This is a genomic window from Streptomyces sp. NPDC001348 (assembly GCF_053597535.1).
In genome coordinates, this window is the sequence record NZ_JBSFIK010000005.1 from 22,820 (window position 1) to 46,240 (window position 23,421).

23 protein-coding genes and 1 riboswitch are annotated in these 23,421 nt (G+C 71.3%); of the genes, 6 read left to right on the forward strand and 17 right to left on the reverse strand.

The features are described from left to right. The coding region (locus tag ACWC21_RS06855; protein WP_450878874.1) for a hypothetical protein at positions 1 to 393 on the forward strand (393 nt) is incomplete at its 5' end. A 383-nt stretch (positions 394 to 776) separates the two neighbouring features. Here the strand turns inward: ACWC21_RS06855 and ACWC21_RS06860 are convergent. The 6 genes from ACWC21_RS06860 to ACWC21_RS06885 form a co-directional block, all read right to left on the reverse strand. After that, a complete protein-coding gene (locus ACWC21_RS06860; RefSeq protein WP_450879339.1) occupies positions 777 to 1,949 on the reverse strand; it encodes an acyl-CoA dehydrogenase family protein in 1,173 nt (390 codons plus the stop codon). Positions 1,950 to 2,161: 212 nt separating this feature from the next. Next, the gene (locus tag ACWC21_RS06865; protein ID WP_450878876.1) at positions 2,162 to 2,815 is read right to left on the reverse strand and encodes a TetR/AcrR family transcriptional regulator; all 654 of its coding nucleotides are present in this window, start codon (positions 2,813 to 2,815) and stop codon (positions 2,162 to 2,164) included. A gap of 104 nt (positions 2,816 to 2,919) precedes the next feature. Beyond that, a complete protein-coding gene (locus tag ACWC21_RS06870; RefSeq protein ID WP_450878878.1) occupies positions 2,920 to 3,060 on the reverse strand; it encodes an SCO1431 family membrane protein in 141 nt (46 codons plus the stop codon). 107 nt (positions 3,061 to 3,167) lie between these two features. Further along, complete coding sequence (locus ACWC21_RS06875) at positions 3,168 to 4,538, reverse strand: peptidase C39 family protein (RefSeq protein ID WP_450878880.1); 1,371 nt, start codon at positions 4,536 to 4,538, stop codon at positions 3,168 to 3,170. 204 nt (positions 4,539 to 4,742) lie between these two features. Next, entirely contained in the window at positions 4,743 to 6,284 is a 1,542-nt protein-coding gene (locus ACWC21_RS06880; RefSeq protein ID WP_450878882.1) for an amino acid permease, read from the reverse strand. Positions 6,285 to 6,328: 44 nt separating this feature from the next. Beyond that, positions 6,329 to 7,285 carry a hypothetical protein gene (locus tag ACWC21_RS06885; RefSeq protein WP_450878884.1) on the reverse strand — a complete coding sequence of 319 codons (957 nt, stop codon included), beginning with the start codon at positions 7,283 to 7,285 and terminating at the stop codon, positions 6,329 to 6,331. 203 nt (positions 7,286 to 7,488) lie between these two features. Between ACWC21_RS06885 and ACWC21_RS06890 the strand changes: the two genes are divergently transcribed. After that, on the forward strand, positions 7,489 to 8,136 hold the full coding sequence (locus tag ACWC21_RS06890) for a uridine kinase family protein (protein ID WP_450878886.1): 648 nt from the start codon (positions 7,489 to 7,491) through the stop codon (positions 8,134 to 8,136). Positions 8,137 to 8,588: 452 nt separating this feature from the next. Then, complete coding sequence (locus tag ACWC21_RS06895; protein WP_450878888.1) at positions 8,589 to 10,454, forward strand: AAA family ATPase; 1,866 nt, start codon at positions 8,589 to 8,591, stop codon at positions 10,452 to 10,454. A gap of 150 nt (positions 10,455 to 10,604) precedes the next feature. On the opposite strand, the gene ACWC21_RS06900 is transcribed toward ACWC21_RS06895, so the two are convergent. The 9 genes from ACWC21_RS06900 to ACWC21_RS06940 form a co-directional block, all read right to left on the reverse strand. Further along, complete coding sequence (locus tag ACWC21_RS06900; RefSeq protein WP_450878889.1) at positions 10,605 to 11,690, reverse strand: hemolysin family protein; 1,086 nt, start codon at positions 11,688 to 11,690, stop codon at positions 10,605 to 10,607. Further along, entirely contained in the window at positions 11,687 to 13,021 is a 1,335-nt protein-coding gene (locus ACWC21_RS06905; RefSeq protein WP_450878891.1) for a hemolysin family protein, read from the reverse strand. Before ACWC21_RS06905 ends, ACWC21_RS06900 begins: the two co-directional genes overlap by 4 nt. Before the next feature lie 203 nt (positions 13,022 to 13,224). After that, entirely contained in the window at positions 13,225 to 13,680 is a 456-nt protein-coding gene (locus ACWC21_RS06910; RefSeq protein WP_450878893.1) for a PH domain-containing protein, read from the reverse strand. A gap of 33 nt (positions 13,681 to 13,713) precedes the next feature. Continuing rightward, positions 13,714 to 14,562 carry an ATP phosphoribosyltransferase gene (gene hisG / locus ACWC21_RS06915; RefSeq protein WP_450878895.1) on the reverse strand — a complete coding sequence of 283 codons (849 nt, stop codon included), beginning with the start codon at positions 14,560 to 14,562 and terminating at the stop codon, positions 13,714 to 13,716. Between the two features lie 50 nt (positions 14,563 to 14,612). Next, positions 14,613 to 14,885, reverse strand: coding sequence for a phosphoribosyl-ATP diphosphatase (locus tag ACWC21_RS06920; protein ID WP_019983911.1), 273 nt, complete (start codon positions 14,883 to 14,885; stop codon positions 14,613 to 14,615). 34 nt (positions 14,886 to 14,919) lie between these two features. Continuing rightward, positions 14,920 to 15,405, reverse strand: coding sequence for a 6,7-dimethyl-8-ribityllumazine synthase (gene ribH, locus ACWC21_RS06925; protein WP_450878897.1), 486 nt, complete (start codon positions 15,403 to 15,405; stop codon positions 14,920 to 14,922). Between the two features lie 21 nt (positions 15,406 to 15,426). Continuing rightward, positions 15,427 to 16,872 carry a bifunctional 3,4-dihydroxy-2-butanone-4-phosphate synthase/GTP cyclohydrolase II gene (locus ACWC21_RS06930; RefSeq protein WP_450878898.1) on the reverse strand — a complete coding sequence of 482 codons (1,446 nt, stop codon included), beginning with the start codon at positions 16,870 to 16,872 and terminating at the stop codon, positions 15,427 to 15,429. Further along, positions 16,869 to 17,519 (reverse strand): nicotinamide riboside transporter PnuC, encoded by a 651-nt coding sequence (gene pnuC, locus ACWC21_RS06935; RefSeq protein ID WP_450878900.1) that lies wholly within the window; start codon positions 17,517 to 17,519, stop codon positions 16,869 to 16,871. Before pnuC ends, ACWC21_RS06930 begins: the two co-directional genes overlap by 4 nt. Continuing rightward, on the reverse strand, positions 17,516 to 18,121 hold the full coding sequence (locus ACWC21_RS06940; RefSeq protein WP_450878902.1) for a riboflavin synthase: 606 nt from the start codon (positions 18,119 to 18,121) through the stop codon (positions 17,516 to 17,518). Before ACWC21_RS06940 ends, pnuC begins: the two co-directional genes overlap by 4 nt. A gap of 153 nt (positions 18,122 to 18,274) precedes the next feature. Beyond that, positions 18,275 to 18,405: riboswitch (FMN riboswitch) on the reverse strand. A gap of 213 nt (positions 18,406 to 18,618) precedes the next feature. On the opposite strand from ACWC21_RS06940, the gene ACWC21_RS06945 reads away from it, so the two are divergent. Together ACWC21_RS06945 and ACWC21_RS06950 are read left to right on the forward strand one after the other, a co-directional pair. Next, positions 18,619 to 19,557, forward strand: coding sequence for an RNA polymerase sigma-70 factor (locus ACWC21_RS06945; RefSeq protein ID WP_450878904.1), 939 nt, complete (start codon positions 18,619 to 18,621; stop codon positions 19,555 to 19,557). Between the two features lie 51 nt (positions 19,558 to 19,608). Then, positions 19,609 to 20,364, forward strand: coding sequence for an SDR family oxidoreductase (locus ACWC21_RS06950; RefSeq protein WP_450878906.1), 756 nt, complete (start codon positions 19,609 to 19,611; stop codon positions 20,362 to 20,364). A 44-nt stretch (positions 20,365 to 20,408) separates the two neighbouring features. Here ACWC21_RS06950 and ACWC21_RS06955 read toward each other — a convergent pair whose 3' ends face one another. After that, complete coding sequence (locus ACWC21_RS06955; protein ID WP_450878908.1) at positions 20,409 to 21,632, reverse strand: ROK family transcriptional regulator; 1,224 nt, start codon at positions 21,630 to 21,632, stop codon at positions 20,409 to 20,411. Positions 21,633 to 21,753: 121 nt separating this feature from the next. On the opposite strand from ACWC21_RS06955, the gene ACWC21_RS06960 reads away from it, so the two are divergent. Continuing rightward, complete coding sequence (locus tag ACWC21_RS06960; protein ID WP_450878910.1) at positions 21,754 to 22,962, forward strand: MFS transporter; 1,209 nt, start codon at positions 21,754 to 21,756, stop codon at positions 22,960 to 22,962. On the opposite strand, the gene ACWC21_RS06965 is transcribed toward ACWC21_RS06960, so the two are convergent. Further along, positions 22,922 to 23,380, reverse strand: a complete 459-nt coding sequence (locus ACWC21_RS06965) for an acyl-CoA thioesterase (RefSeq protein ID WP_450878912.1) — start codon at positions 23,378 to 23,380, stop codon at positions 22,922 to 22,924. The genes ACWC21_RS06960 and ACWC21_RS06965 overlap by 41 nt on opposite strands. Positions 23,381 to 23,421: the final 41 nt, after the last annotated feature.

Sequence of the window (23,421 nt, forward strand, 5' to 3'; positions counted from 1 at the left end):
GTCGAGCCCGAGCCGGAGGGCGTCGAACCCGACGCCTTCGACGACACGGACGCCGAGGAACCCGACGCCTACGACACCTTCGAGATGTACCGGGTGATCTGCCCGGACTGCGCGCAGCCCATCGCCCTGCTGGCGGACGAGGAGATGCTGCCGGAGCACGCGCTGTGCGCCTCACCGTGGAACCCGTTCGGGCTCACGGTGTGCGCCGGAACCGGCCGTGCGGCGGGCGACGCGCGCCCCGCGGACGAGTCCTTCCGGCCCCAGGAGCAGGACGCCTCGCTCCTGTTGACCCTGCCGCAGGGACTGAACTGGCGGACGCAGCCCTTCTCGCACGTCGGCGGCCCGGGCTCGCGCCCGATGCGCGTGGCGACGTTGCGCCGCCAGGCCGCCTGAGTCACCGGCCGCACGCCGGCACCGTCCTGCACCACGGCACGCGGGCCGCCGTGGTGCAGGACGAGTGCGTCCGGGCGATTCGCGAGTGCTCCGGTGGCCCTCCCGAGGGGGCAGCGGTGAACTCACGCTCGATTCGTCGGGGCGGTGACCTGTCCGCCGGTGCGGGCGTTGCCCTGGTATGACCCCCACACAATCGGCGACCGGGCGTCAGTACCGCGTGTTCGTCCCCCGGCCCACCGGTCCGGTGCCGCCGCCCCCGCCGCCGGACCCGCCCATCTACCGGGACCTGATGCGCGTCTGGGCCGACCGGGGCCGCACCCTGCCGGGCCGCCACGACCCGGAGTGGGTCAGGCTGGCGGCCCCGTCGGCCACGCTCGGGCAGTTCAGCGCCCTTCCGGCCCCGCTACGTGACGGGCGATGACCATCCGCTGGATCTGGTTGGTGCCCTCGACGATCTGCAGGACCTTGGCCTCGCGCATGTAACGCTCCACCGGGAAGTCCGCGGTGTAGCCGTATCCGCCGAGGATCTGCACGGCGTCGGTGGTCACCCGCATGGCCGTGTCCGTGCAGTGCAGCTTCGCCATGGCGGCCTGCTTGGCGAACGGCCGGCCGGCGTCGCGCAGCCGGGCCGCCGCCAGGTAGAGGGCGCGGCCCGCCTCGATCTGGGTGGCCATGTCGGCGATCATGAAGCGCAGGCCCTGGAAGTCGGCGATCGCATGCCCGAACTGCCTGCGGTCGGCCGCGTAGGCGACGGCCTCGTCCAGCGCCGCCTGGGCCAGGCCGATCGCACAGGCCGCGATGCCCAGTCGGCCGGAGTCGAGCGAGGACAGGGCGATGGCGAAACCCTGGCCCTCCTCGGCGATGCGCCGCTCGTCGGGGACCCGTACGCCGTCGAAGTGGACCTGGGCGGTGGGTGAGCCCTTCATGCCCATCTTCCGCTCGGGCATGGCGGCGCTCAGACCCTCCGCGTCGCCGGGCACGAGGAACGCGGTGATCCCACGCGGACCGTCCTCGCCGGTGCGGGCCATCACCGTGTAGAAGTCGGCGACACCGCCGTGCGTGATCCACGCCTTGGTCCCCGTGATCACCCAGTCGTCACCGTCGCGGACCGCCTTGGTGCGCAGTGAGGCGGCGTCCGAACCCGACGAGGGCTCGGACAGACAGTACGCTCCGAGCAGTCCGCCGCCGAGCATCGTGGGCAGGTGCTCGACCTGCTGCTGTTTGGTGCCGTGGGCGGCGAGGGCGTAGGAGGCCAGGGTGTGCACGCTGACACCGAGGCCGACGGTGAGGCGGGCGGCCGCGAGCTCCTCGAGGACCTGGAGGTAGACCTCGTACGGCTGGTCGCCGCCCCCGTACTCGGAGTCGTACGGCAGACCCAGCAGGCCCGATTGCGACAACAGGGTGAATGTCTCGCGCGGGAAGCGTCCGGCGTCCTCCTCCTCGGCCGCCTTCGGTGCGATCTCGCGCTGCGCGATCTCACGGACGAGCGAGATCAGATCCCGGGCCTCGTCCGTGGGCAGTTGCCGGTCCACAGGCTGCTGGGCGCGGTCGGGCATGGCGACGCTCTCCTCCCTGTTCGGGCGCATCGGCGGACGTGCGCCTTGGGTGGGGCGGCGCCGCCTGATTCGTCTGGTCGGCCGATGCGCGCGCTCCCGGGTCTCGGAAGCCGCTGACCAGCGGCTGTGCGCTGTGAGTATGCCCGATCAGCGACCTCTCGTCACCAGTTAACGACCGCTCACTCGAAGACGTCCACCCCAGAGGTACGCGCTCAGACCTCGCGTCGCGTCGGCACCGGAGCCGGATGGGCGGGATCCAGTTCCTCGATGGCACGCAGCGCGCCGCCCAGGGTCTTCACCAGCAGCTCACGCATGGTCTCGCGGGACAGTTCGGGCCGGTCGATCCAGTCCAGGGTGGCCCCCTCCACGCTGCACACCCAGGCGAGCAGGCCCATACGGGCCAGCGGAGCGACGTCCCTGCGTCCGTAGGCCCCCTCGGCGATGGTCGCCACGATCGCCTCACGCACACCGTCCCGGATGGCGTGCACCTCGGTGTCGAAGCCGACTCCCCCGCTGACGATGGTGCGGTACGCGGCCTGGTGGTGCTCGGCGTAGCGCAGATAGCTGTCGATGGTGCGGTGGACGCGGTCCACGGCGGGCAGGTCGACACCGCTCGCGGCATGCTTGACCAGACCCGCGACGGAGTCCTGGATGATCGCCAGGTAGTACCCGCGCTTGGACTGGAAGTAGTAGTAGATCAGGCCCTTGGCGACATGCGCCTGCCGGGCGATGTCGTCCATGGAGAGCGCGTCGTAGGACGTGTCCGCGAACAACTTCCGGCCTATGGCGATGAGTTCGGCGCGACGCGTCGCGGAACGCTCGGTACCGCGCGCCGGGGGACGGACGGCGGCACCCTGTTGCCTCATATTCAATTCGTACCCTGGTCTCGGGCGGGCTGCGGGACATCGGAAGTATGTCAGAACAGCATCGGCCGCTACGTCGAACAGCCATTCCCGCCCGGACCGTCAGCTCACAGCAGGCCGGTCCGGGTCACGAGCATGGCGATCACCACGGCCAGGACCCAGCCCAGGACGTGTTCGAGAAGCTTGGGCCCGTCGTCGCGCGGACCGCCGGTGCGGGTGCGGGCGGCGGTGGCCGAGTGTGCGGTCATGGTGTCTCACCGAGTTCTGCCGTGCCGGGTGGAATCCCCCCACCGTGGTGTCCACCCTGCCATCCGCCGCGGCCCGTGCGGCCGAGACGTCCGTCACAGACGGTCGTTCAGCACACGCCCACCGACGCGAGCGCCCGGCGCCGCCGGGGACCCGGGTGGGCGGGGAAGTACAGGTAGCAGACGCCGCCCGTGCCGGAGACCACCTTGCCGGCGGCGTTGTACCGCTTGGTCCTCAGCCAGATGTTCTCGAACTCCCGCCGCAGGTACACCCGGCGCACCGCCGCATCGCTCGGTGAGGCCGGGTCGTTGGCGATCACATCGCCCTCGGCGGTGAAGCCGATCACGGTCATGAGGTGGCCCGAGGTCCCGTATCCGGCGCCCGTCAGCTCCGTCTTGAGGAAGGACTGGGACGTTATGACCGGGATGCCGGCGGCGATCAGCGTCTCCACGTCGGTCAGCGAACCGAGCCGGGTGACCACACCCTGCAGGCCTCGGTAGGTGGCCGCGTAGGCGGCGTTGAACGGCCAGTTCCCGCAGCCCTCGTACTGGTAGTCGTAGGTGTTCCGGGCCGCGTGGCACACCTGCGGGTCGGCATAGGACGGGTCCACCCAGGACAGTTGCGCGGGGGTGGGGCGGCCGCCCCAGTACTCGATGATCATCTGCGAGGAGGTGGGGCTGCACCAGGCCTCGCCTCCGTTGTCGTACTCGGGGTACTGGCCCGCGTGGATCTCCTGCGAGTAGCGCGGCACGATCAGTTCCCCGGTCAGACCGGGAGTGGAGGCCGGGACGGTGAAGCGGTCGGGCACGTCGGAGCCCATGGCGCCGAGCCGCCAGACGGTGGGGGTGAGCGTGGTGCCGGGCTTGCGGTAGAGGGTCAGCCGCAGCCGGTAGGACGTGAGGCGCAGACCGGTGGAGGCGTCGTCGATGGCGAAGGTGTCCGTCCAGACGGTGCTCCTGCCGTCGGTCTGGCCGTCCACCGAGGTCCGCTTGATGTCCTGGTCACCGGCCGCCCAGCGGCCCATCACGTACCAGGGGGTCTCGGTGCCGTCGGAGTAGGTTCCCCGCAGCTCGACCTGGAGCCAGGTGCCGTCCGGGGTGAGGGCGTTCCAGGAGGCGACCGCCTCACTGGCGGGGACGGCGAGCCGGTGCACCGGCGAGGTCCAGGTCGCGTACTCCCAGGCGGCCGTGGTGCCCGTGTGCGGATCGGTGTAGTCGGTGGTGCCGGCCGGGTCGGCGATCACCAGGCCGGGGCGGCGGCCCCCGATGGCACGGGTGCCCGTCGCGGCGCCACCGCGCCAGTCGGGGTACGTCGTCCAGGCGCGGTAGTCGACGGCGCGGTCCGGGGTGTTGCCGGGGTCCTCGGCGTCGGGGGCCGTCGTGCCGCTCGCGGCAACCGCGGGACCGGCTCCGGAGACCACGGCGGCGGCGACGGCCGCGGCCAGGACGGTTCTGCGGGAAGGCTGCTCGGCTGTGCTCATGGGCGGAAGACCCCCAGGTGTCAGGTGTCGGGCGGTCCGTTGCACGGCTGTCCGCCAACTATGGGCCAGGCGGCATGCCCCTGCCAGCACTTCGGCCCGTGCCACGCCTACCAATATTGGTCTCGCCCACTGACGGGCGCCGCGGGACACGATCGGCCCCGGTGTGCGTACCCGGGTAGGCACACCGGGGCCGATGACGAAGCGTCAGACCAGGTCCATCGCCGCGACCTCGTCCGGGCGGCCGTAGCTGACCGGCCCCTGGAAGCGACGGCGGGCTGTGGCGAACCACCACACCGTGGCCACCAGCAGGACGACGGCCAGCGCGATCGGCGCGTAGTTGAAGGAGTCGACGGTGATCGGGGAGGCCTGCGGCAGCATGAACAGCACGCTGCTGACCAGGATCCAGACCACGGCCAGCCAGCCGATCGGACGGCCCCAGCGGCCCAGGTGCCAGGGGCCCGGCTGGAAGTCGTCACCGAGCCGCAGCCTCAGGAAGATCGGCACGGCGTAGGCGAGGAACAGCCCGACGACGTTGACGCTGACGATCGCGGTGAACGCCGTGTGCGACCACCAGCCGGGCAGAACCAGGACGAGTGAGCAGCCCACCGCCAGCCACACCGCCTTGACCGGCGTACGGGTGCGCGGGGAGACCGAGTGCCACCAGCGGGAGCCGGGCATGGCGCCATCCCGGGAGAAGGCGAAGATCTGCCGGGTGTTGCTGGTGAGGTTGGCCAGACCGCAGAAGAGCATCGCGCCGATCACGACCAGCAACAACGCCTTGGCCCACCCCAGGCCGAGACCGTCGATGAGGATCTGGACGGGCGGCGCGGACGAGCCCGCCACCTTGGCGTAGTCACCGATGCTGTAGACCAGCGCCAGCATCAGGATCAACCCGGTGATCGCCGAATAGCCGATCGAACGGGTGATCCCCTTGGGTGCGTTCACCGTCGCCCGGACGGTTTCCTCGGACATGTGGAAGCTGCCGTCGAAGCCGGTGAAGGTCCAACTGGTCACCAGCAGGCCGAGCATCCCGCCGTAAAGGCCGTTGGTGAAGCCCGTGTTGTTCACGAAATGCGTCACGAAGGACGCCGGCCGGTGGTGGTCCGGCATCACGATCAGTGTGCTCACGATCACCACGAGTCCGATGAGCAGCCACCAGACGGAAATCCGGTTGAGAACGGCGACCAGTTGAACGGTGTACGTGTTGGCAAGTCCCTGCACCACGATGATCAGAGCCGTGATCAGGACCGTCTGGTGGACGGTGGGCTCGTAGGAGTCCCACTGCAGGGCGACGAAGGCCTGGATGAAGGTCGCCGCCGCGTATCCAGTGGCGGCGGTGCCGCCGATCTGGCCCACGAAGTTCAGCCAGCCCGTGAACCAGGACCAGGCACCCTTGTGGCGTTTGGCGAGTTTACCGGCGGAGAAATACAGTGCCCCGCTCGTCGGGTAGGCCGAGGCCACCTCGGCCATGGCCGTGCCGATGAAAAGCACCATCACGGAAACGCCGATCCAGCCGAACACGAGAATACGGGGGCCACCCGCGTTCATACCGTAGCCGAAGGACGAGAAAATACCCGAGATGATGTTGATGATGGTGAAGGAGATCGCGAAATTGTCGAACGCCTGGAACCGACGGGTGAGTTTCCGCGGATAACCCATCGCATGCAGGGTCGCGTCGTCGTCGAGCGCGATCGGGTCCTCTCCCCCGCGGGCTCCGGCCCGTGGAACCGATATCCGTTCTGACACAGATCGACCTTTCTCTGGGTGGGGACGAGCAGGAAGTGGGGCGGTCAGGCGGGCCCCGGCACCGGCAGACCGCAGGCGCGCCGGGCCCTGGAGAGCTGCTCCGCGGGATCACCGAAGGCGCTCCAGGGCATGCGGGAGGCGTAGGGGCCCATCGCCGTGAAGACCGCCCGGGCCTCGAACTCGCACTGGGCCATGACCAGCGCGTGCGCGAGGTAAGCCAGGTCGAGCACCGGGGTGAAGCGGTATCCGGCCACCGTGGGCAGCCAGTTGTGATAGATCGCGAGAGCCGTGGAACGCCACTGGGGCTGCTCCCAGACCCGGTCGGCGAGCAGTTGGGTCGGGTTGTAGCTCTCGACCAGGGCGACCAGCGGCAGCAGCCGCAGTGGGGAGTCGGCCGGTGCCCGCTGGCTGAGGAAGGCGGCGACGTCCCAGGCCGCGTTGACCGAGCCGCCGTACCGGGTGAAGAAGAAGGAGAGGAAGCGGTGGTGGGCCTCGCGGTGCCACGGGTCGAGGGAGAGTACGTGTGCGAACAGCCGCCAGGGGCCGGGCGGGGCGGTGAGCAGCCCGTGCGGGGCCGGCTCGCGCAGCCGGTGCAGCCGGGCCATGGCCAGCTTGGCGACCCAGGGCGTGGGGTCGGCCGGAGCCAGGACGGTGGCCCGGTCGCAGGCGGCCAGCGCGATGCGCTCCAGGGCCTCGGCCCGCTCGTCGCGGGCATCGGCGGCCCTGAGCGCCCGCTGCACGGCCACCCGGGCCCACATCAGCGCCGACTCGGGTGCCGGCTCCTCCGCCAGCCAGCGTTCGACGAGATCGCTGCCGGCGGCCTCGGAGGCCAGAACCAGGGAGCGGTGGGCACGCAGACCGTAGTCGGTGCCCGTCTCCGCCAGCGCTTCCCGGGCGCTTCTATAACGCCCGGCGCGCACGTCGACGCAAACGTTCGCGAGCACACGGTCGTCGGCCGCCGGATGCCACACATACTGCCCTTCGAATAACTCCGCGGCCATCTACCCCTGTCCGTCCCCGCCCGACGCATCGCAGTTGTGCTGGAAGTACCTTACTCAGCCGCGGACGCGCCGGGAATGCCGAATTCGACATATCGGTCAACGGATACCGGCGTCAACCGGCCGGATTGACTGGCTGCCAGCCGGTGGTTCAAGGCGTGACTTCTTTTCGGCCGCCGGTACGCCGGCCATGAGCCACTACTAGAATGTTTCCGGAAAACCCCCCACACCGCACCACACCACAGGGAAACGCCATTCACGACCTCGCCGCCCGGCTGCGCGCACTTCCCCCTTCCTGCGGCCCGGTCCGCCTCGTCGGCGTCGACGGGCACGCCGGTTCCGGCAAGTCCACGTTCGCCGGACGCCTCGCCGCGACGCTGGGCGGAGCTCCGGTACTGCACCTGGACGACATCGCCACGCACGAGCAGCTCTTCGGCTGGACCGGCCGCCTGCTGACCCAGGTACTGGAGCCGCTGGGCCGCGGCGAGACCGCCCATTACACGCCGTACGACTGGCGCACCCGGCGCTTCGGCCCGCGGCACGCGCTGCCGCCCGCTCCCGTGCTCCTCGTCGAGGGGGTCGGCGCCGGCCGCCGCGCCCTGCGACCCCATCTGGCGGGGCTGCTGTGGATGGAGTTGCCCTCCGAGGACGCGTGGGCGCGGGGGCGACTGCGGGACGGACCGGAGCAGAGCGCGTTCTGGGCCGACTGGGTCAGGGCGGAACGCGCCCACTTCGCGCTGGACCCTTCGCGACCGTACGCCGACTTCCTGGTACGGCAGTCACCACAGGGGTACGAGGTGCTGCCGACGGGTCCGGCGTCTGCTGGACCGGACCAAGCCTGTCGCCGTGAGTGACGACCCGTCCGCGTAGTGCTGCACTCACCAAGAGCCGTGTCCGAGAACTGTTCGAGTGCTCCGACTCGGCTTGACCGGGGGCCGGGGCAGGTCTTACGTTCTCAATGTGCGGCCCATCGGGGTCGCCCACCTACGCGAAGCCCCCGGTTGTTCCCCCGTGATCGGGGGCTTCGTTCTGCCCGCGGACCGGTTTCCGGGCGCCGTGCGCCGTCGTCCGCTCACCGTATGTCACCGCGCCGTGTGCGCCCCATCTGCTCCCACCTCGCGGAACGGCTTGTGCGGCACCCTTCGGCGGGTGGACACCACGCGGGTACGATGCCCTCGGTGCGACCATCGAACGGCTGCTTCGCGCATCTGCAACTCCGGTCCGCAGTACAGCGTTTCGACCAAGGCAGTCGCCGGGACGACGGTGCGGCGACGAACCTACGGGGGCACGGTTTGTGGGGGACGTGATGGACTTCGGCACGCGGGGCCCCGAGGCCCCGGCCGACCTCGCCTGGCTGCGAGGCGTGGACGCCTACACCATGGGCGCCTATCCCCAGGCGGAGGAGGAGTTCCGCGCCGCGGTGCGGATGGATCCCGGTATGGCCGACGGCTGGCTCGGGCTGCATGCGCTGCGCGTCGACACGACGACCGCCCTGCTCAGGATGTTCCGGCACCGTGACCGCTTCGGGGAGCAGCGTGCCCGGCACCGCCGCACCCTCAACTCCTGGTACTGGCTGGGCTGGTGGGTGCAGCCGGTGCTCGAGAGCCCCCGCGACCTGCTGCTCGCGCACGCCTCGCACTGGCTGGACGGCCGCCACGTCCCGGAGCTGGACCGCGCCCTCGCCGGACTGCCACCGGTCGACACCGACGCGCAGGTCCGCTTTCTGCACGCCTGCCGCGCCTACCTGGTCAAGGACTGGGAACAGCTGGTCCGGCACACCGACCCGCTGCTCGACGATGCCCTGCTGGGCATCGAGGCAGGTTTGTTCGGCGGCATGGCCCGGGTCCGGCTGGAGATGTACGGGCAGGCCGAGCCGCTGCTGTCGGCGGCCCTGATGCGCTGCCGCAGCGAGCAGCCGCAGCGCAAGGAGCTCAGATACTGGCTGGCCCGGGCGCACGAGGGCACCGGCCGCAGCGCCGCGGCCCTCCCCCTCTACCGGGCGGTGCACCGCGTCGACTCGGCCTTCATGGACACCTCCGCCCGGCTCGCCGCCATAGCCGAGAGCGACGGCTACGACGACGCGACCGACCTCGCGGCGATCACCCTCACCGGAGTCGGCCAGGACACCGTCGACGGCCCCGACGTGCTCGACCCGCTGTTCGGAACGGAGGGCCGCGACCTGCGGCTGACCGAAGCCGACCTGCCGCCGGCCGGTGCGATGCCGTCGGTGACCGACCCGGCGGTGCGCGCCAAGACGGTCACACCTTCCTCGCCGCTGCCCGCCGGGCCGACCGATCCCGCGTTGCTGCAGGCCGCGCTCGCCGAACTCGAGCGCATGGTGGGGCTGGAGCCCGTGAAGCGCCAGGTCAAGGCGCTGTCCGCACAGCTGAACATGGCCCGGCTGCGCGCCGGACAGGGCCTGCCGGTCCAGCCGCCGAAACGGCACTTCGTCTTCTCCGGCCCCTCGGGCACCGGCAAGACCACCGTCGCGCGCATCCTCGGCCGTGTCTTCTACGCCCTCGGTCTGCTCGGCGGTGACCACCTGGTGGAGGCCCAGCGGGCCGACCTGGTCGGCGAGTACCTGGGCCAGACGGCCGTGAAGGCCAACGAGCTGATCGACTCCGCCATCGGCGGGGTGCTGTTCGTCGACGAGGCGTACTCGCTGTCCAACTCCGGATACGGCAAGGGGGACGCGTACGGCGACGAAGCCCTGCAGGTGCTGCTCAAACGGGCCGAGGACAACCGGGACCACCTGGTGGTGATCCTGGCCGGCTATCCGGAGGGGATGGACCGGTTGCTCGCCGCCAACCCCGGGCTGTCCTCCCGCTTCACCACCCGTGTCGACTTCCCGTCCTACCGGCCCCTCGAACTCACCTCGATCGGTGAGGTGCTCGCCGCGGAGAACGGCGACGTGTGGGACGAGGAGGCGCTGGACGAGCTGCGGTCGATCGCGGGGCACGTCGTCGAGCAGGGGTGGATCGACGAGCTGGGGAACGGGCGGTTCCTGCGGACGCTGTACGAGAAGAGCTGTGCGTACCGGGATCTGCGGTTGTCGACGTATCCGGGGAGGTTGACCCGGGACGATCTGGCCACGTTGCGGTTGCCGGATCTCATGCAGGCGTACGGGGAGGTTCTGTCCGGGCGGGGGCCCCAGGATCCGTCGGCCATGTAGGTGCCGTGGGCCGGGGCCCGGTGGGTGTCGCTCGCCGGCGCCGGCCGGGTGCCTCCCCCACTCTCGGCTTCGCTCGAGCGGGGGGACCCCCACCGGGAGGCACGACGGCCCGCAGCTACGCGTTGCTCGACTGCGCAGCGGCACCCATGCTCAGCTCGCCAGCGCCTCCTCCGGCTCCCCGTGCACCCGGGGGTCGCTCACCCTGGCATCCCGGGTCTCCCGGTGGGCCGGGTCGCGGACCTCGCCGACCAGGAGTTCCAGGACGTCCTCCAGTGCGACCAGGCCGAGCACCTTGCCGGAGGCGTCCGCCACCTGGGCCAGGTGGGTGGCCGCGCGCCGCATCACCGTGAGGGCGTCGTCGAGCGGCAGCTCGGACCGCAGGGTAGTCATCGGGTGCCAGACGTGCTGCGGGACGGCCCGTTCCGACTCCTCCAGGTCGAGTACGTCCTTCACATGCAGGTAGCCCATGAAGGCGCCGGTCTCCGCCGCCACCGGGAAGCGGGAGAACCCGGTGCGCGCGGTCAGCTCGACGATCTCCCCCGGCGTGACCGACGGAGCCACCGTCACCAGCGACTCGCGCCCGAGGAGCACGTCGGTGACCGGGCGTGAGCCCAGCTCCAGCGCGTCCTCCAGGCGCTCCTGCTCCTCCGGGTCGAGGAGGCCGGCCTGACCGGAGTCCTCCAGCAGGCGGTTGAGCTGCTCGCTGGTGACCACGGCCTCGACCTCGTCCCTGGGCTCGACCCGGAACAGCCGCAGGATGCCCTGGGCGCAGGCGCCGAGGGCGACCGTGATGGGCCGGCAGATGCGGGCGAAGGCGACCAGACCGGGGCTGAGCCACAGCGCGGCCTTCTCCGGGGCGGCCATCGCGAGGTTCTTCGGGACCATCTCGCCGACGACGAGGTGGAAGAAGACGACGGCGGCGAGGGCGATGATGTACCCCAGCGGGTGGACCATCCCCTCCGGCAGGTGGATCCGCTCGAACACCGGCTCGAGCAGGTGTGCCACCGTCGGTTCGGCGACCGCGCCCAGGGTCAGCGAGCAGACGGTGATGCCGAACTGGGCGGCGGCCATCATCTGCGGCAGCCGCTCCAGGCCGTACAGCACCTGCCGGGCCCGGGCCGTGCCGAGCGGCTCGATCTGGCTGCGGCGGACGGAGACGAGTGCGAACTCGGCCCCGACGAAGAAGCCGTTGGCGAGCACGAGGAACGCGGCGAAGAGCAGTTGGAGGAGGGTCATCGAAGGGCCTCCACTACGTTCACCGCGGGGGTGGTGCGCACCAGGCGGACCCGCTCGGCGCGGTAGTGGCCGACCCGGCGGACGGACAGCCGCCAGCCGGGCAGTTCCGCCTTGTCGCCGGGGGCCGGGATACGGCCGAGCAGGTCGGCGACCAGGCCCGCGACGGTCTCGTACGGGCCTTCGGGCACGTCGAGGCCTATGCGCAGGAGGATGTCCACGCGGCAGCTGCCGTCGACGTCCCAGGCGGGCCTGCCGTCCTCGGGCGGGGCGGCGGCGAGCTCCGGCACCAGCTGGCCGTCGTGCTCGTCGCGGACCTCGCCGACCAGTTCCTCGACGATGTCCTCCAGGGTGACGACTCCGGCGGTGCCGCCGTACTCGTCGACGACGACCGCGATGGGCTGCTCGCTGCGCAGCCGGGCCAGCAGGGGCTGGACGGGCAGCGTCTCGGGGACGAGCAGGGCCGGCCGGGCGATGCGGCTGACGGGGGTGCGCAGCCGCTCGTGGACCGGGACCGCCAGGGCGTCCTTGAGGTGGGCCATGCCCACGATCTCGTCGATCTTCTCCCGGTAGACGGGAAAGCGGGACAGCCCGGTGGCGCGGGTCAGGTTGACCACGTCCTCCGCGGTGGCCGAGGACTGCAGGGCGCTGACCTTCACGCGCGGGGTCATGACGTGCTGCGCGGTCAGCTCGCCCAGCGACAGGGTGCGGACGAACAGGTCGGCGGTGTCCTGCTCCAGCGCGCCGGCCTGGGCGGAGTGCCGCGCGAGGGAGACGAGTTCGCCGGGGGTACGGGCGGAGGCCAGTTCCTCCGCGGGTTCGACGCCCAGGGCCCGGACGAGCCGGTTGGCGACCGTGTTGAGCGCGGCGATCACCGGGCGGAACAGACGGGCGAAGCGGTGCTGCGGGCCGGCCACGAAGCGGGCGACCTGCAGCGGCTTGGACACCGCCCAGTTCTTGGGCACCAGCTCGCCGATCACCATCTGGATCGCCGAGGCGAGCAGCATGCCGACGACCACGGCCGCACCGGACACGGCTCCCGCGGGGATGCCGACCGCGGCGAACGGGCGGTGCAGCAGTTCGGCCAGGGCCGGTTCGGCGAGCATGCCGACCACGAGGGAGGTGATGGTGATGCCGAGCTGGGTGCCGGACAGCTGGAAGGACAGCTCTTTCAGCGACTCGACGACCGTACGGGCGCGTTTGTCGCCGTCGGCGGCGGCCTTCTCGGCGTCCGGGCGTTCGACGGTCACCAGGCCGAACTCGGCCGCCACGAAGAAACCGTTGGCGAGAATCAGCAGGAACGCCGCCGCGAGGAGCAGCAGGGGGGTGGTCATGATGCCACCGCCTCACCGTGATGTCGGGAGGGGGCGGCGCAGGTACTACAGGACGATCCGTCCATCGCCGGAGGGAGTCACTCCTCGGGTAGCAGGAACCCCTGGACGCCGGGCGGCGCACAGGGGCGGAGGCGCAGCGAAAACGCCTCCATCACCAGATTAATCAAGACACGGGCCACTACGGCAGGGTCGACGGCTCCGAGTCAGCCCTGATCTTCCACGGGGTGGGCCGTCGAGCGGGCCTCGGCGAGCGCCCTGAGGGTGCGCGCGTCGGCGATGGCACGCTGTTTGGCGACGCCCGGCTGGATGCCGAGCGCGGGCAGGCTGGTGCCGTCACTGAGGTCGATGAACACCCAGGGATCGCCCGGACGGAGGTTCACCTGGACGACTTCCGCCCAGTCCAGGTGCCGCTTGCTCGCGATGTTGACGACGGTGACGCCGGAGTCGTCGGCGACGACCTTCACCCGGGCGAGCTGGGCCAGCGCACCGAATATGAGGGCGCCGGTGATCACGAAGCTGAGCCGCTCCCCCGGGCCGAGGTGTTCCAGGAGCATCGCGATCCCCGAGATGACCACGAAGATCGCCACGCCCGCGGTGAGCAGAATCACGCGGGTGTGCCCCGGCCGGAAGGTGACGGGAAGATCGGGAAGGTCGGACATCTGCTGCTTACCCCTGCTTGTCCCTCCTGCGGCTCAGAGGCGGCAGGCGTGGATGGCGGTGGTCAGGATGGCGCGGGCACCGATCGCGTACAGGTCGTCCATGATCCGCTGGGCCTCCTTGGCCGGGACCATGGCACGGACGGCGACCCAGCCCTCGTTGTGCAGCGGGGAGACGGTCGGGGACTCCAGGCCGGGGGTCAGCGCGACGGCCTTCTCGAGCTGCTCCACGCGGCAGTCGTAGTCCATCATCACGTACGTGCGGGCCACCAGGACGCCCTGGAGGCGGCGCAGGAACTGCTGCACCTTGGGCTCTTCGGTGTCGGCGCCGGTGCGGCGGACGACGATGGCCTCGGATTTCATGATCGGCTCGCCGAAGACCTCGAGGCCGGCGTTGCGCAGGCTGGTGCCCGTCTCGACGACGTCCGCGATGACCTCGGCCACGCCCAGCTCGATCGCCGTCTCCACGGCGCCGTCGAGGTGGACGACCGAGGCGTCGACGCCGCTGTCCGCGAGGTGCTTGGCGACGATACCCTCGTAGGAGGTGGCGACCGTCTTGCCCGCCAGGTCCTCGATGCCGCTCGCGGTGCCCGGCTTGGAGGCGAAGCGGAAGGTGGAGCGGGCGAAGCCGAGCGGGAGGATCTCCTCGGCGTTGGCGCCGGAGTCGATCAGCAGGTCGCGGCCGGTGATGCCGATGTCGAGGCGGCCGGAGGAGACGTAGATCGCGATGTCGCGGGGGCGGAGGTAGAAGAACTCGACCTCGTTCCCCGGGTCGACGATGCGCAGTTCCTTCGACTCCCGGCGCTGCTGGTAGCCGGCCTCATGCAGCATCTCCGCCGCAGGGCCGGACAGTGAACCCTTGTTGGGGACGGCGATGCGCAGCATGAGGTCGGCTTCCTTTGCTCGTTCTGTACGTGGTTGTGTGCGGGTGCGGCTCAGAGGTGCGCGTAGACGTCGTCCAGGGAGATCCCGCGGGCGACCATCATCACCTGGACGTGGTAGAGCAGCTGCGAGATCTCCTCGGCGGCCGCCTCCTTGCCCTCGTACTCGGCGGCCATCCAGACCTCCGCGGCCTCTTCGACGACCTTCTTGCCGATGGCGTGAACACCCTTGCCGACCAGCTCGGCGGTGCGGGAGGTGGCGGGGTCGCCCTGGGCGGCCTTGTGCTGGAGCTCGGTGAAGAGCTCCTCGAACGTCTTCTTGGACATGGTGGTCCTTACCCTACGCGCTCCGGGCCGTGCCTCAGTGCCAGGGTTCGGATACTGAGCGAAGTGTGACCGCGGTTGCCACCGCCGCGGTCACTGCCTCGTGTCCCTTGTCCTCGTTCGAGCCTTCCAGACCGGCCCGGTCCAGGGCCTGTTCCTCGGTGTCACAGGTCAGCACGCCGAAGCCGACCGGGACGCCGGTCTCCACGGAGACCTGGGTGAGGCCTTGGGTGACGCCCTGGCACACGTAGTCGAAGTGCGGGGTGCCGCCGCGGATGACGACGCCGAGGGCGACGACCGCGTCGTAGCCGCGGCCGGCCAGCACCTTGGCGGCCACCGGGAGCTCGAAGCTGCCCGGGACCCGGATCAGCGTGGGCTCGTCGATGCCCAGCTCGCGCAGGGCGCGCAGGGCCCCGTTCACCAGACCGTCCATCACCTTGTCGTGCCACTGCGCCGCGATGACCGCGACCCTGAGGTCGCTCGCGTTGCGTACGGACAGTTCCGGTGCACCCTTGCCGCTCACGTCTCTCCTAAGTACTTTCTCTTACTGGTTGCCGCAGGTGGCCGCGGACGCGGTCACGGATTCTGCCGCGGACTCGGCCACGGATGCCGTCGCGGACCCGGCCGCGGGGGCCGGTACGGCGGGCGTGTCCAGCCAGGGCAGGTCGTGCCCCATCCGGTCCCGCTTGGTGCGCAGGTAGCGGAGGTTGTGCTCGCCCGCCTGCACGGGCATCGGCTCGCGGCCGGTGACCTTGAGTCCGTGGCGCAGCAGCGCCTCGGTCTTCTCGGGGTTGTTGGTCATCAGGCGCAGGCTGCGGACGCCGAGGTCGTCGAGGATCTGCGCGCCGGCGCCGTAGTCGCGGGCGTCGGCGGGCAGGCCGAGTTCGAGGTTGGCGTCGAGGGTGTCGTGGCCCTGTTCCTGGAGCTCGTACGCCCGCAGCTTGGACAGCAGGCCGATGCCGCGGCCCTCGTGTCCGCGCAGGTAGACGACGACTCCCCGGCCCTCGTCCTGGATGCGCTGCAGGGAGGTGTCCAGCTGGGGGCCGCAGTCGCAGCGCAGGGAGCCGAACACGTCCCCGGTGAGGCATTCGGAGTGGACGCGGACCAGGACGTCCTCCCCGTCGCCGATCTCGCCGTGGACGAGGGCGACGTGCTCGACGCCGTCGGCGGTGGAGCGGTAGCCGTAAGCGGTGAAGGTGCCGTGCGCGGTGGGCAGGCGGGTCTCGGCCTCGCGCCGGACGGTGGGCTCCGAGCCGCGGCGGTAGGAGATCAGGTCCTCGATGGAGATGATCGTCAGGCCGTGCTTGCGGGCGAACGGGATCAGTTCGGGCAGACGCAGCATGCGGCCGTCCTCACCCGCGATCTCGACGATGGCACCGGCCGGGCGCAGGCCCGCGAGCCGGGCGAGGTCGACGGCGGCCTCGGTGTGGCCGTTGCGGACCAGGACCCCGCCGGGCCTGGCGCGCAGCGGGAAGACGTGACCGGGGCGGACGAAGTCGGCCGGCTCGGCGTCGCCGCTCGCCAGCAGTTGCAGCGTGGTCGCCCGGTCGGAGGCCGAGATGCCGGTGCTGACACCGTGCGCGGCGGAGGCGTCCACGGAGACGGTGAAGGCGGTCTTCATCGACTCGGTGTTGTCCTCGACCATCTGGGGGAGCCTCAGCCGGTCCAGTTCCTCGCCCTCCATGGGGGCGCAGATCAGGCCGCGGCACTCGCTCATCATGAAGGCGACGATCTCGGGCGTCGCCTTCTCGGCGGCGATGACGAGGTCGCCCTCGTTCTCCCGGTCCTCGTCGTCGACGACCACGACCGGACGCCCGGCCGCGATGTCGGCGACGGCCTGCTCGACGGGGTCGAGCGCGAAGTCCTCGAAGCCGTCGGTGCTGTGGAGGACGGGTGGGATCGAGGGGGCGGCGCGATGGGGGTCCCCCCAGGCCTTCTGCTCTGGGGGAGCCTCGGTCAGGGTGGCGGCGGGCGACGGGCGGGCGGTCATGCGGGGGCTCCTTCCAGAGCGGGCCGCGAGCCCTGGCGGGAGCGCAGCCACCAGTCGCGCATGCCCCACAGGACCAGCGCGCCGTAGATGACGTAGACGAAGCCGGAGAAGGCGTAGCCGTTGGCGAAGTTCAGGGGGACGCCGACGACGTCGACGAGGAGCCAGGCGATCCAGAACTCGACCATGCCGCGCGCCTGGGCGTACATGGCGACGATGGTGCCGACGAAGATGTAGGCGTCCGGCCAAGGGTCCCAGGACAGGCTCGGGTACGCCTTGAAGAGCAGGGCGACGGCGACCGTGCCGACGGCTGCGGCGGCCAGCATGGCGCCACGCTCGGGCCAGGTGGCGAACCGCGGGACGATGTGGCCGTCGCCACCGTCTTCGGCCCGCCCCTTGTTCCGGTTCCACTGCCACCAGCCGTACAGGGCGACCGCCATGACGACGACCTGCTTGCCGGCGCTGCCGGTGAGGTGGCCGAAGAAGGCTCCGAAGAGGACGAGACCCGACAGGAACTGGACCGGCCAGGTCCACAGCGAGCGTCGCCAGCCGAGCGCCAGGGTGATCAGGCCGAGGATGTTGCCGATCATGTCCGACCAGAGGATGTGCTGGCCGAGGAGGGTGAACGCCTCGGAGTTCAGCCCGTTCACTTCGCGGCCCCCTGACCCGCCGCGAGCAGCCGCTCGACGTACTTGGCGACGACGTCCACCTCGAGGTTGACCGGGTCGCCGGGCTGCTTCAGGCCGAGGGTGGTCAGGGCGAGGGTGGTGGGGATGAGGCTGACGGTGAAGTGGTCGGGTCCGGCGTCGACGACGGTGAGGCTGATGCCGTCGACGGTGATGGAGCCCTTCTCGACCACGTAGCGCGAAAGGTCCGCGGGGAGGGAGATCTTGATGATCTCCCAGTTGTCGGAGGGCTTGCGCTCCAGCACTTCGCCGGTACCGTCGACGTGGCCCTGCACGATGTGGCCGCCGAGGCGGGCGCCTACTGCGGTGGGACGCTCGAGGTTCACCCGGGAGCCGGCGGAGAGGGCGCCCAGACTCGAGCGGTTGAGGGTCTCGGCCATGACGTCGGCGGTGAACTCGTCGCCCTCGTGGTCGACGACGGTGAGACAGACACCGTTCACGGCGATGGAATCGCCGTGCTTCGCACCCTCGGTGACGACGGGGCCGCGCAGTCGGAAGCGGGAGGCGTCGCCGAGGTTCTCGACGGCCGTGACCTCGCCCAGCTCTTCGACGATTCCGGTGAACACTTCCCGGGTCCTCCTGCCTCTTCGGGCACGGACTCCGGGGCCTGTCGACGACGACAGAATGAGCGGATCGGCATGACCGGGGCGACGCCGGACGGGACCCGCCCGCGACCGGACGAGCCCAGACGGCGGCGCGCACTTTTGCATGCCCGCCCGCCGCGCACTGCCTCCCATCCGGACTTTAACCGTCGGTCCAGGAATTTCACCTGGTCAACCGGCCGCTGGAAGCGACCGGGTCGCGGACTGTAACCGCCGGTTCGGACTTTCACCGACCCCGGAGTGCGCTGCTTCTGGTACAGGGCCAGTGTGCCACGCCCGGCCATCACCCATGCGGGTGATCGATGTGGAGTGGCTCACAGTCGACTCCTCGTCACCGTCCGCCTCCGCATTGGTCCGTACTATTGACCAGTTGGTCTAGTCCTTTTATGGTGCCGTCGGGCCCGGCGGCGGTGACGACGGCCCTTGCCCGTCGCCGGACCCCGCTCTGGCAGGGTGCTCTCATGACCGCCCCGTTCACCGACGCGTTCGAAGCCCACCGTCCACGGCTGTTCGCCCTGGCCTACCGGATGCTCGGCTCGGCCGCGGATGCCGAGGACACGGTCCAGGACGCGTATCTGCGCTACAGCCGCGCCGACATGGCGGGCATCGAGCATCTGGCGGCCTGGCTGGCCAAGGTCGTCACCAATCTCTGCCTTACCCGGCTCACCTCGGCCCGGGCCCGTCGCGAGAGTTACGTCGGCACCTGGCTGCCGGAGCCGGTGGTCACCTCCGACGGCACGCTCGGCCCCCTGGAGTCGGCCGAGCGGCGGGACGACGTGTCGATGGCACTGCTGATCCTCCTCGAGCGGCTGACACCGACCGAGCGGGCGGTGTACGTGCTGCGGGAGGCGTTCGGCTACGGGCACCGGGAGATCGCCGGCGTGCTGGACATCGGCGAGGCCAACTGCCGTCAGCTGTACCGGCGGGCGGTGAGCCGGGTGGCCGTGCCGGAGGGCCGGTTCGAGCCCTCGCCCGAGCGGCGGGAGGAACTGGTCGGCTCGTTCGTCGCGGCGGCACGCGACGGTGACCTCGCCCGGCTGGAGAAGCTGCTCGCGGACGACGTGACCTGGTGGAGCGACGGGGGCGGCAAGGTCAGGGCCGCCCTGCGGCCGATCGAGGGGCGGGAGAAGGTCGTCCGCTTCCTGGCGGGCATCGCCCGGCGGTTCCCGGCAGCCTCGGGTTTCACGGTGGTCGAGGCCAACGGCGGGAGCGCACTGGCCGCCTGGGTGGGCGACCTGCTGTCCGGCGTCGTCTCCTTCGGGTTCCGCGACGGACTGATCACGGAGGTGCATGCCGTGACGAACCCGGAGAAGCTGGGATTCGCGCGGCGTCAGCTGGCGCGGCCGCAGGAGATCCACGAGGACTGTCACATCGCGCGGGGGCTGCGCGGTCCCAGCTGACGAGGGACGCCCCGTCCGGGGGCGTCCGGCATCCGGAGGGACTGAACAGCCATGACCACGATCCTGGTGACCGGCGGTACCGGAACCCTGGGGCGGCTCGTAGCCGAACGGCTCCGGGCGGACGGGCACGAGGTGCGGGTGCTCAGCCGCCGTGCCCAGCCGTATGCCGTCGATCTGCGCGAGGGCGGTGCGGGACTGGACAGGGCCGTGGCGGGCGTGGACACGGTCGTGCACTGCGCGAGCACGCCGCGCGGCGGGGACGAGCGGGCGGCGCGGAACCTCGTCGGGGCGGCACGCCGGGCGGGGGTGGACCACCTGGTCTACATCTCCATCGTGGGCGTCGACCGGGTACCGCTCGGCTACTACAGGTCGAAGCTCGCTGTGGAGCGACTGGTCGAGGAGTCGGGCCTGGGCTGGACCGTGCTGCGGACGACCCAGTTCCACGACCTGCCCACGCAGATGTTCGAGACGCTGGCCAAGGTGCCCGTCCTGCTGCTCCCCGCCGGGATCTCCGACCAGCCGATCGAGGTGGCCGAAGTCGCGGACCGCCTCGTCGAGTTGGCGGCCGGGTCCCCGGCCGGGCGGGTCCCCGACATGGGCGGTCCCCAGGTGCGCAGCCTGGACTCCCTGGCCCGCGCCTGGCTGAAGGCGGCCGGCCGGCGACGCCCCGTCGTGCATGTCCCGCTGCCCGGAAAGACCTTCCGCGCCTTTCGCGACGGCGGCCACCTCACACCGCGTCTGGCGGTGGGCAAGGGCACGTTCGAGGACTACCTGGAGCGGCGGTTCGGGGGCGGGTCCAAGGGGTGAGGCCTGCCCCGGCGCGGCCCTCGCGGCCCGGAGCCCTCTTCTAGCTAGAGGGGGACCGGGGGTGCGAACAGTTCGTCCTGCGCCCGTTCCCGGGCCGTCAGCAGGGCTCCGCGCAGCACGGCGCTGCCGCCCAGCCGGCTCGCCCGTACCTCGGTGGGGAGCGGGGACATCCGGCCGATCCGCTCCGCGACCCGAGCGGCCAGCGCCTCCCCGCCGGCCTGGCCGGTCTCGCCGCCCAGGACCACGCATCCGGGGTCCAGGACGGCCACGACGGAGGCGACGCCGATGGCGATCCGGTCGGCAAGGGCGTCGAGGAAGCGGGCGGCCGCGTCCCCGGCGCCACCCCTGCCCGCCGTTCCGGCCGCCTCGCGTACCGCGACGATCGCCTCACGCACCACGACGGATGCGCCGGACTCTCCCCGGCCGGGGCCCGGAAGCCCGTGGACCGCGGCCAGTTCGGCGATCGCCGCCGCCCCGACCAGGGAGTGGAAACCGCCCGAGCAGTCGGTCGCCGAGGGCAGCGCGGCCACGCCCGGAACGGGCAGGAAGCCGATCTCACCGGTGCCACCGGAGGCACCCCGGCGCAGTGTGCCGTCGAGGACGACGGCGGCGCCGGGACTGTGGCCGAGCCAGAGGAGGACGAAGGTGTCCCGGTCGCGGGCGGCACCCTCCCGCTGCTCGGCCAGGGCGGCGAGGTTGGTCTCGTTCTCGACGCTGACCCGGGCCTGGAGAAAGCGTTCCTGGAGCGCGGTGACAAGGCCGCGGTGCCAGCCGGGCAGTCCCGCCGAGTCGCGCAGTTCACCCGTGCCGGGGTGGATCAGGCCCGGCGCACCGATGCCGACGGTGTGCAACCGGTCGGCCCCGGCCTCCTTCACCGCCCGTTCCACCAGCGCCACCGCCTGCTCCTGCGCGGGGCCGGTCCCGCCGTCCCCGCCGATCGGCACGGAGGCCTCGGCGAGCACCCGGCCGAGCAGGTCGGAGACCAGCACGGAGACGCTCTCGGTACGCACGTCGAGCGCCGCGAGGTGGGCCCGGTCGGCGACGATGCCGTACAGCCGGGCGTTCGGGCCGCGGCGCTGCGCGCCGGACTCCCCCACCACCGTGATCAGCCCGGAGGCGGTGAGACGTTCGACGAGGTCGGCGACGGTCGGCCGGGACAGTCCCGTCAGCTGCTTCAACTGCCCTGCCGTCAGCGGGCCCTCCTGCTGCAGCAGCCGCAGGGCGAGCCGGTCGTTGATGGCCCGGGCGGTGCTCGGTGATGCGGGCATGACCGGAATCCTTCCAGACCGCGGCACCCGATGGCGCGCAAAACACGCTATCTATCAGGCAGGCTCCCTGATAGTTTACGGCGGTGCGGCGGGGTGCGCCCATCCAGGGAGGGGACGGAACATGAGTCACATGGTCGACGACAGGCGTCCGGTCACGCGCGCCCGTTACGCCGTGGCGGCCGTCTTCGCCGTGCACGGTGCCGTCACCGGCTCGTTCGCCACCCGGGTGCCGTGGATCCAGGACCATGCCTCGCTCGGCACGGGTCAGCTCGGCTTCGCCCTGGCCTTCGGCGCGTTCGGCGCCTCGTGCTCGATGCCGCTGGCCGGCCGGATCAGCCACCGCTTCGGCAGCCGTACGGCCCTGCGGGGCCTGATCGCGCTGTGGACTCTCGCCCTGGTGCTGCCGTCCCTCGCGCCGAACCTGTACACGCTGTGCCTGGCGATGTTCGTCTACGGCGCCACCGCCGGGATGGCCGACGTCGCCATGAACGCCCTGGGCGTGGAGGTGGAGCGCCTGCTGGACCGGTCGATCATGTCCGGGCTGCACGGCATGTGGAGCGCGGGCGCCCTGATCGGCTCGGCGGCCGGCACGCTCGCCGCGCATCTCGGCTCGGACGCCCGGCTGCACTTCGCGCTGGCGGCGGCCGTGCTCACGCTGCTCGGCGTGCTGGCGTGCGGCTGGGTGCTGGACGTACAGCCCGCCGAGGACGAGGAGCCGCCGCCGAGGTTCGCGCTGCCGCCGAGGTCTGCGCTGCTGATCGGCGCGGTGGGCTTCTGCGCGGTGTTCGCGGAAGGTGCGAGCCTCGACTGGTCGGCGGTCTTCCTGCGCGACCGGCTGGAGAGCTCGGCGGGTCTCGCGGCGGCGTCCACGACCGGCTTCATGCTGACCATGGCGGTGGCCCGGATCGCCGGGGACGCGGTGGTGAACCGCTACGGAGCGGTCCGCACGGTCCGCGCCGGCGGCGCCCTGGCGGTCCTCGGCGGCCTGCTGATCGTCGTCGCGCGGTATCCGGCGGTGGCGATGGCCGGGTTCGCGCTGATGGGCCTCGGGATCGCGGTCGTCGTCCCACTGTGCTTCGCGGCGGCCGGCCACAGCGGGCCCAACCCCAGTCAGGCGATCGCGGGCGTGGCGACCATCACGTACACCTCGGGGCTGGTCGCGCCGAGTCTGATCGGCGGGGTGGCGCAGGCCACCAGCCTGGTGGTGTCGTTCGGCCTGGTGACGGCGCTGGCCTGCTGCCTCGCCGTCTTCGCGGGAGTTCTGGGCGGCGGGCGGGGCTCGCGCGAGATCAGTGCGCCGGCCGCAGCAGTTCCCGACCGGCAGTCCTGAAGGCCTCGCTCCAAGCGGTGGGGCGCAGGGTGGCCGCGTCCAGCCGGACCAGGACCCGGGTGCCGTGTGCGTAGGTGACCGCCCCGTCGGCCGAGCAGAAGCGGAAGCCGTAGGTCAGACCGGTGGTGCCGAGCCGCTCCAGCCACAGGTGGACGGCGTACCCGCCCGGGCTGGCGACCGGCGCCTCGTAGGTGATCCGCAGTTCCTTGACGGCGTTGCAGGCGTCTCCCGCGGCCGCCCAGTCCCCTTCGAAGCGGACGCCGTAGGTGTGCCACAGCTCGGTCCAGGCACGCTCGACCAGCAGCGGGTAGCGGGCGTTGTGCAGCAGCCCGAGGGCGTCCAGGTCGTCGAAGTGGACGGCCACGGGGATCAGCCGGCCGTACGCGAGGGCGGGGACGGGCGGGGCTTCGGCGGTCACGGAAGGGGCTCCTGAACGTGGCTGGACGAGGTCGGTGCGTA